Genomic DNA, 5144 nt, shown 5'->3' with positions numbered 1-5144 from the left:
ATCTTTGTGAGCGATATTTAATACAAAATCCTAAAGCTAAGACTTTACCATTAATATACCCCACGATATTCTTCAATGGTCAGGAGAAATATAATGTTGCAAGGAATTTGTGGGATTTGTTTGCCAATAACAAATTAGCAAAAGAATTATGGATTAATGATTACCAGTTAGTGAATGTCCATGAAATTCCTGATGAAGAGTTTAAACAAAGGATATGGTCAGGGATATTAGAATTTTTTCTCAAGCATATACATGAGAGAGAATTATTAAAGAGATGGCAAGAAATATCAGATATATTACCGGAATTAACCAAAATAACGATAGGCTATGATTATCTAGAAATGATATTATATTATACATTGACGAAGATAGAGCAAGCTGATAAAATAAAACTAGAGAATTTATTATCAACAAAGTTAAATCCAGAAATAGGGACAAGGCTTATGAGAAGTTTAGCAGAGCATTGGCAACAAGAAGGGAAAGAAATAGGTATTCTTGAAGGCTTACAAGTTGGTGAAGCTAAAGGTATCCAAATTGGTGAAGCTAAAGGTATCCAAATTGGTGAAGCTAAAGGTATCCAAATTGGTGAAGCTAAAGGTATCCAAATTGGAAAAGCTAAGGGAAAAGCTGAAGAAAATATCAGAGTAAAAACAGAAATAGCGAAAAAAATGTTATCTCAAGGTTGCAATATTGCTTTAATCTCTAGTGTAACCGGTCTTGATGAAGCTTTTATTCGTTCTTTAGAGTAAACATATTCCTTGTAAAATTTACTCTGCTGTTTGAAAAATCATTTATAAAAATTCTGAAGTAACAAAAAAGTTTTTTATACACAGCTTACCTCTAAAACTCGTAATACTAAATTAGCGGTTTAGTCCGTCCGCCAAAACTCAAGAAAATATCGCTCGAGGCACTAATTCCCAAAAATAGTGCGATTTTAGAGCAAATTACTACGATTTTGATGGCTAATTTCAAATTTTTGTATCAAAAAACACCATATTTTCCAAAACGTATTCAATTTTCCCATTGCGATTTTTTCTTATTTCCATAAGATTTTGATATAAAACCCTTCATTTTCTTATGGATTTTACTATTACTTTTTGCCTTACAACCCTATTGTATATAAGGGGTTTAGAGTTTTGGCGGACGGACAATTTAAAGGGCATTATAATAGGATTTTTCTTTATAAGGTATCCCCCTATCAAGTAATTGAAATCTTTTAAAAATACCATTAAAATGGCTTTTATATTTTTAGATTTAAATCAAGTTTGTAAATTCATTGGTAATTTAGTAATAGGGAAATTACCTGCAAGTTTTACATAACAGGTAAGATCTGGTAGATTCATGATTTCAGATGGCATTACTAATAATTTCCTTTTCTCTAAGCTGTGCATATTTACTCCATCACGCATGGAGTTAGCACCATAAGAGAGATTCTCTTGAGTTGCAATAATTTCTTGCTCACCAAGCATTAAAGCTGATTTATGTGCTGTTTGCCAGTCACTTACCCGAAAAATAAATTTACTACTGTCAACACCGGTCGAAAAATGATACAGATTTTTAATATACACCGGCTGAAAATTAATACAGTATAATAAAAAAATTATCTGATATTTAAGTCATGAGATTTTCCTCCTGCTTGTTAATAATTCCCGTTGGCACAAAACCAGCTTTCTTTTTATCCTTAAGCCTGAAACTATCACCTTTAATATTGAGTATAGTGGAGTGATGAAGCAGACGATCTAAGATAGCAGCTGTAAGAGCACTATCCTAAGCAAGACTATTATGCCATTGTCCAAATGGAAGATTACTTGTAAGAATTATGCTACCTTTTTCGTAACGCTTTGCTATAACTTGAAATAACAGATTAGCTTGTTCCGGTTTTAACGGCAGATACCCAAACTCATCTATTATAAGTAATTTATATGGTAATATTACTCTTTTGAATATGGAGTCTAGGTTTCCCTGATTTAGCCCAGCATTAAGTACAAGCATCAAATCTGCAGCTGTAGTAAATTTAGTCTTGATTCCACATTGTGTAGCTGCATAACCAAGAGCAATAGCTATATGGGTTTTCCCTACTCCAGAAGGACCAAGCAGAATAATATTTTCTTGTCTTTCTACAAAAGACAGAGACCTTAGATCTTCTAGAATCTTGCGTTTTATTCCTGTAGCGAAATCATAATCAAAATTATCCAGCGTTTTAATAGCAGGAAAACCTGCCATTCTGGTGAGTATTGATTTACTTCTATTCTGTCGTGCCAACAGCTCTGTTTTTAATATTGACTCAAGGAAATCCGTATAACTTGAGTCTTCTTTACTAGAGGATTGTGCAATATCAAAATAATTTTCAGCTATCTGAATAAGGTTTAAAGAGCGGCACAGCTCTTCTATACGTTGGTGCTGCAGGTTCATAATGCCTCCAGTATACTTTGGTATATGCAGAGGGAATGTTGTAATGCAACTGTAGAAAATCGTTTCCTTTTATCTTCCATAATCTCTAGTGCTACAGGATGACTACCGCTATAATCCAATGGTAGTGGCTGAAGATTGCTCCTTTCAAACTTTAATCTTTCTGCAGGTATTTCGCCTGTTGTCCCATGCACACGCCGATTCGCAGTATCACGCAACCATTTTAATACCTCCTTGCAGTATCCACATCCAACACTAACTCTGCAGTTTTTAATTTTGTCGCTAATGGGTTATAAAAGCTTTCTCTTATATATCTGTTAAATCGCTCAACCTTGCCCTTAGTTTTTGCTCGATAAGGTCTACACACTTTTAATCGAAAACTATAATGTTTTGCAAAATCCAGCATACCTTTATTAAAACGGTGTATGCCAGGACCATATGTATCTCTATCCAGTATTATTGTCATAAAGTACTTCTTCCGGTACTCCACCAAAATAATCAAATGCCCGCTTATGGCATTCTATTAATGTTACAAGCTTCTCATTGGTAACAAATTCTACATAGCTTGCTCTACTAAATCCTAATGTAGCCACAAAAGCTGAGAGAGGATTTTTTCCCTTACGAAATTCTATCCAGTCAACTTGCATCTTTTTGCCAGAAGCAGTCTCAAATCTTATCATATCCTCCTGTTTAGCTGCTGGCTTTATACTTCTTAGATAATCTCTGAGTTGGGTCATCCCGCCTGTGTAACCCAACTCCTTTATCTCTTGAAACAGTACAGTACCAGGTAGTGATACAGGATGGGCAGATTTTATTCTTTCACTCAAGTAGTCCTTATATGGGGCAAGCTTTGTTACCAACTTCGGTCTATCCTTATATTTAGGGCTACCATCATATTTAAAATATTTACGTACTGTATTTACTGATACTCCTACTTCTCTTGCTATACTTCTTAGGCTTTTACCATGTTTATTCAATATTTTTATTTCCATTATTTGCTCCAGTATTATCATTATTTATTACCTCCTTATCCAGAAGATATTACTTTAATACTGTATCAATTTTTATCCGTTGCTCTGTATCATTTTACTTCCGTTGCTAACATAATACCGGTTAGTTCGGTAATATGTGGTGCTATAGGCTCTTTTGGATCTTGATATTTATTAAATTCCTCAAGTATATTGTAAATACGTCCATCGTTCGTGTATTCAAATTTCACCATTCCAAGTCCTAAGATTTTATCAGTAACATAAGATAATCCAGTAGTTTCTGTATCTAAAAACACTCCTATTTTTTTGGCCTGTCATCAGGTATGCTATAATAATTCGGTTTATTGTATCGTTTAATCACTTTATATTGATTAGTATTATTTAATACATCTGCTATTTGATCTAAATGGTTAAACATAGTATTTTATTTCAAAATATAAATTAAAAACTTAATTATGCACATAATTTATTCAAATTTAAGAAAAATATATATGTTGTTATTAAAAAGCTAAACTTACACTATGTTATAGCAAATATAATGCCTATCCTACAATCAGTATTTTTTGCCTTGGTGATTTGTCTCATTTTCGTAGTATTTCCAATGTCGCTGCTGCCAGGCGGTTATACTATCTTTAAGACCTGGATAACCTTGATTATCTGGGTAACTAGCTGGCCAGTATTTTTTACAGTAATTCATTGTTTAGGGATGATTAGCCTAGCTGGTAAAGGCGTGAGTCACCTTACTGGTTTAAATATCTTATCACAAGGAAGTTTTTCAGAAATGGTGCTGCATGAGTTTGCAACGTTTCAGATGTTAGCTGCCTCAGTTCCAATGTTATCCTGGGCAGTATTAAAGGCTTGTGCTCATGCAACTACTACTTTGGCCAATCAATTTTCTCCAGTACCTGTTGCAAGCAGTATCGGTAGCAGTATTGCTGATAATAACCTCTCTATGGATAATTACAACATCGGTAATAGAACAATTGCCCAGCAAAATCTTGCTCCCACTTTGCAAATAGCAGGAGGAATTATTGATGATGGAGGAATGAGGGTCACTGTTACTTCCAGTGGTAGGCAGGTGCTTACTCAAGCAGCTGACTCGCTGATTAACAATTACCGCTCCTCTAAATTGTTGCAGGATAGTTATCAATCTCAGTTTATGAGTTCACAAAGTTATCTTGACTCATTAAATGATAGATATAGTGATTTAACTACTACAGGAAATTCTATAGCAACTGAAATAGGCAAGAGATTAAGCTATGAAGAGGCAAAATCTATCGGTATTACTGATAGTGAATATCTAGGCCTTGCAGCAGATGAATTCAGATAGCACCGCCGCTACTGATCATACTAGTAGTAGTAATAGGAAAGGCACTGGTACTAGTTCCGATATAGGCTTAAGAATACCTAGTATACTCGGAATAACAGTTACATCAACTAATCAACATGAGCAGGATAAAGGTAAATCAGTAAACCAACAGCAATCATATAATGAAGCATTGTCTAAGATTAAGAGTGCTACTAAAAATGGCAGACTAAGCAGTGCAAATAGTAATACACAGTCACTTAGCAATAATCTAAATAGTAATTTTTCTGAGCAACAATCTGTCGGACAAGAAATCGCCCAAACTAAACAAAATATGCAGCAATTAAGCTATAATATGAATTATATAGCACAAAATTCTTCTTCTATTGATCGTAATTTAAATGAACCGGTATTAAATGCAATAATTGCAAAAAATATTC

At 34.0% G+C, this 5144-nt stretch carries 2 protein-coding genes and 4 pseudogenes; 2 read left to right on the top strand and 4 right to left on the bottom strand.

What is annotated here, in order from left to right; translation table 11 throughout:
- Positions 1-749, top strand: a 749-nt coding sequence (locus RAT170B_RS07590) for an Rpn family recombination-promoting nuclease/putative transposase (protein WP_045806069.1), incomplete at its 5' end; no start/stop codon positions are given.
- A 510-nt stretch (positions 750-1259) separates the two neighbouring features.
- Here the strand turns inward: RAT170B_RS07590 and RAT170B_RS07585 are convergent.
- The 4 genes and pseudogenes from RAT170B_RS07585 to RAT170B_RS07570 all read right to left on the bottom strand — a co-directional run.
- Positions 1260-1523 (bottom strand): annotated as a pseudogene (locus RAT170B_RS07585) (type IV secretion system DNA-binding domain-containing protein); the annotation flags it as partial.
- An 88-nt stretch (positions 1524-1611) separates the two neighbouring features.
- A pseudogene (gene istB, locus RAT170B_RS07580) lies at positions 1612-2412 on the bottom strand (IS21-like element helper ATPase IstB).
- Positions 2409-3401: pseudogene (gene istA / locus RAT170B_RS07575) on the bottom strand (IS21 family transposase). The pseudogenes istB and istA overlap by 4 nt, the downstream one beginning before the upstream one ends.
- A gap of 89 nt (positions 3402-3490) precedes the next feature.
- Positions 3491-3694: an exonuclease domain-containing protein gene (locus RAT170B_RS07570; RefSeq protein WP_045806067.1), complete on the bottom strand. Its 204-nt coding sequence runs from the start codon at positions 3692-3694 to the stop codon at positions 3491-3493.
- 233 nt (positions 3695-3927) lie between these two features.
- On the opposite strand from RAT170B_RS07570, the pseudogene RAT170B_RS12315 reads away from it, so the two are divergent.
- Positions 3928-5144, top strand: a pseudogene (locus RAT170B_RS12315) (conjugal transfer protein TraG N-terminal domain-containing protein); the annotation flags it as partial.

This window comes from Rickettsia argasii T170-B (assembly GCF_000965185.1).
In the GTDB taxonomy this organism is placed as follows: Bacteria; Pseudomonadota; Alphaproteobacteria; order Rickettsiales; family Rickettsiaceae; genus Rickettsia; species Rickettsia rickettsii.
This window is presented reverse-complemented; position numbering and strand designations above follow the sequence as displayed.